Source organism: Acidobacteriota bacterium (assembly GCA_012517875.1).
In the GTDB taxonomy this organism is placed as follows: Bacteria; Acidobacteriota; JAAYUB01; order JAAYUB01; family JAAYUB01; genus JAAYUB01.
The window spans coordinates 1-3,653 of sequence record JAAYUB010000181.1 but is presented as its reverse complement, the minus strand read 5'-3'; the positions used below and the strand labels follow the sequence as shown (position 1 = coordinate 3,653).

At 68.7% G+C, this 3,653-nt stretch carries 3 protein-coding genes; 2 read left to right on the top strand and 1 reads right to left on the bottom strand.

Annotated elements, in window-relative coordinates:
• Positions 1 to 215: hypothetical protein (locus GX414_16945; protein ID NLI48791.1), on the bottom strand; the 215-nt coding region annotated here is incomplete at its 3' end.
• Positions 216 to 568: 353 nt separating this feature from the next.
• Between GX414_16945 and GX414_16940 the strand changes: the two genes are divergently transcribed.
• The gene (locus tag GX414_16940; GenBank protein ID NLI48790.1) at positions 569 to 1,522 is read left to right on the top strand and encodes a GntR family transcriptional regulator; all 954 of its coding nucleotides are present in this window, start codon (positions 569 to 571) and stop codon (positions 1,520 to 1,522) included.
• Positions 1,519 to 3,432, top strand: a complete 1,914-nt coding sequence (locus GX414_16935) for a hypothetical protein (protein ID NLI48789.1) — start codon at positions 1,519 to 1,521, stop codon at positions 3,430 to 3,432. Before GX414_16940 ends, GX414_16935 begins: the two co-directional genes overlap by 4 nt.
• Positions 3,433 to 3,653 lie beyond the last annotated feature (221 nt).

The window sequence follows — 3,653 nt, the reverse complement described above, 5'->3', positions numbered from 1 at the left end:
CTGGAACTTTCGAACCTGGAACCTTCGAAGCTGGAACTTTCGAACCTGGAACCTTCGAAGCTGGAACTTTCGAACCTGGAACTTTCGAACCTGGAACTTTCGAACCTGGAACTTTCGAACCTGGTACTTTTGAACCTGGAACCTGCGAGCCTGGAACCTGCGAACCTGGAACTTTCGAACCTGAAACCTGCGAACCATCTCCAACCATCAACCATCAACGATCAACCATCAACCATCAACCTTCCCTGTGCCCTCTGTGTCCTCCGCGGTGAAGCTCCCCCCGCCGCTGCCGGTTGCGACGCAACCGGCCTCCTTCGCCGGGTCGTCGCTCGGTGTTCCATTGACAAAAAGAAGTGCTTGGCGCCTTCGCGCCTTGGCGTGCCCTCTCCCCCTCTGCGTCCTCTGCGGACTCTGTGGTGAATCCCCCCGCTGTATCGCCGGCTCGATTAGCTCCTCCGGGCGTATCCAACGCCCCATTTTTCAGTTGAACATTCGAAACGGACGCGCTGGACGTTGTGCAACCTTTTGTTATATTGTTACGTAATTATAGATGTAACTGGAGGTTCCCATGATCCTCTCGATCGATCCCGACAGCCCAATTCCCCTGTACCACCAGATCGCCCAGGCCCTCCGCGCGGCCATCGCGGCGGGGGAACTGGCCCCGGGCGACGCCCTCCAGCCCATGCGCCAGGCCGCCGAGAAGTGGGGCGTCAATATCCACACGGTTCGCCATGCATACGCTGCGCTGGCCCGGGAAGGTCTTGTCGAGCGGAACCGCGGGCCGCGCGGCACGCGCATTGCGGAGCATGACCGCGGCAATGCCTCGCGCGCCGGCGAGATCGACGCCTTCCTCGACCGGGTTCGCTGGGAAGCCGCCGAGCGCTTCGGGATGGGATCCCGCAGCCTCGCCGCGGCCCTGCTCGAAGCCGCCCCGGCACGCGAGGCGGACCGGCCCACGGTGTACGTCGTCGAATGCAGCGAGTGGCAATGCGCGTCTCACACCCGGGAGATCGCCGCGCGATTCCGCGTCCACGCACGTCCGTGGCCACTGGCCCTGGAGACCGAGCCCCCCGAAGGCCCCGTGATCTCTACCTACTTCCATTACAACGATCTGCGCCGAATGTGGCCGCGGCGGCTGGGACGGATCCGCTTCCTGACGATCTACCCCGACCCGGCGCTTCTCCAGCGGCTGGACCGCGTGTCGCGAGTGATCGTCTGCGAGCACGATCCGGCCACCGCCGGCGTGGTCGCCGCGGATCTGACGGCGCTCTGCGGCAGCCGTCAGATCCGGATCGATTCGCGGGTCACGGGCGATCCGGCCGCGGTGCTGCGGTCCCGGCGCGGGCCGCCGGTCCTGTTCACGCCGCGGGTCTGGGCCAGCCTGCCTGAAGCGGTCCGCGTCCATCCCCGGGCTCTGGAGTTGCGCTACGTGTTTGACCCCGCCGAGTTGCAGGCGCTGGGCGGCGCCATGGGCTGGGAGCCTGTCGCCGCACCGAAACCGACCCCAGGAGGGAGACAATGAATCGCAAGAAAGGAATGATCGGCGGCACGGCCGCGGTGGCGCTCGTCATGGTGTGGGTGCTCACGACCGAATGCCGGGCGGCCGACCCGCTCCCCGCCGACCTGATCCTGTGCCTGGACGAGGCCCGGCGGGCCGACGCCGCCCACGACATCGCGCGGGAGCGCCAGGTCCTGACGCACGCCGAGACCCTGGACGGCGCGGCGAAGGACGCCGCCGAGGTGCAGCGGCGTCTGGCGGTCCTGGATTGGAAGTACCTTCACCGGTTCGACGAGGCACGGTCGCGGCTGCTGCGGGCCGCCGCGACCGGGGCCGAGCCGGCCAAGGCCTGGATCGCGCTGGCCCGGCTGGAGCAGGCGCGCGCGGACTATCCGGCCGCGTGGGCGGCCGCCACCACGGCCCTCGACGTCGCCGGGAATGATGCGGAGCGCCGCGGCGCGCGCCGCGCCCGGGCGCGCGCCGCGGTGGCCGAGGCCGCGGCGTTGCGCCAGAACGGGCAGGTCGGCCACACCGGACCGCTTCGGGAGGCGTTCGACGAACTGTCCGGCCAGGTCCGGCGTGAGCCGGGCGAACCCGAGTCGTCGCAGCTGCTTCTGGGCGCCGCGTTGCTCCTGGACCGCGGCGACGAAGCCCTCGCGGCCTGGCGCTCCTACTACCGCCTGACGCCCGGCGGTCCCACCCCCAACGTCATCGCCGCGGCGGGAGCGGAGCTGGAGCGGATCCTTCCCCGCTGGCCGGGTGCCGGCGCGACGCCGGCGGACCGGATCGAGCTGGTGCGGGCGCTGGCCGAAGGGCGTTTCTTCGCGGAGGCGGCCCTGGTCGCCCTGGACCCGCGGGCCGACGCCTCCGTCCGGGAAAGCGCGACCGTCCGGCCCATCGAAGCGTACGCCCGCGGCCTGGTCGCGGTGCGCCGGCTCGCGGAGGAGCACTACCGCCAGACGATCCTGGGCGGCGGCGACCCGGACGAGTTCGCGCGACAGATCGGGGCGCAGGCGGCGCCGGTGCTTGCGGCCCTGGGCGTTGACCGGCAACCTCCACCCACCAACGCTGAGGTGGACGCGCTGCTCGACCAGCATTTTGGCACCTACATCGCCGTCGGCTGGACCGCGGGCTATTACGATCTCCACTTGGGCCACCGCGTGCTCGACGAGACCCGCGTCGTGAAGCAGTACAGCCACGAGGCCAGCTTGCGTTTCGTGGTGCTGGACAGCATGGTCTCCAACGGGTTCCAGAGCTGGGCCTGGGAGAGCGGCGCCCAGCACGGCGGCTGGGCCGGGCGCGACACCATCTGGCAGATCCGCCCCGTCTACGCGAATGCCGCGACGGTGAGCTGGCAGCGGCTCCACTCGGAGCCGGAGCGGGCCGAATACGCCGCGCGACTGGCGCGGGAAACCGCCCTCGACGACGCCCGGGCCCGCCGGGATCCCTACGGCTTCCTGCCGGGCCTGGCCCTGCGCTTGCAGCTCCAGGCGGACCAGGCGCTGGAGGCGCGGCTGGTGCAGCGGGGGATCCGGGACGAAGACCTGCGGCTGGCCTTCCTGGCCGAGCACGAGCGGTCGGTGCAGGAAAGCTCCATCTTCGCCCATGAGGGCCGGCACGCCATCGACCAGCGTCTGGGGACGAAGATGGGGTCGCCCTGGCAGACGGAGTACTACGCCAAGCTGTCCGAAGTCGTGTTCTCCGCCGCCCCCCGGCTGGCGCTTGACGGCATCTTCGACGCCAACATCGGTGACCCGACGCCTCACGGCCAGGCGAACCGGCGGATCATGAAGGGCCTCGTAAAGTGGATGAAGCAGCACCGCCGGGAGATCGCGGGGCTGGATCCGCAACGGCCGCTCCTGCCCCAGTTCGATCGGCTGACCGACGACCAGATCCGCCAGGCCTTCCGTTCCATGGACCCTCTGGCGAAGTGACCGCCGGCCGCCCCTCGTCTCTTGATTCGGGTCTTGAGGCTCGAGACTTGAGGCTCGAGGCTCGAGGCTCCTTCCCTACTCTCAACTCTCATCTATGAGAAGAGCGCTCCCGTCAAGACAAAACACACCCTTCCCCTGGAGAGGGGCGCATTCTGTCTGGACGTGGTGATTGCTTCCGGAGTCACAGACTATATTGCTCCTGTCTACCAATCTGGATGCGG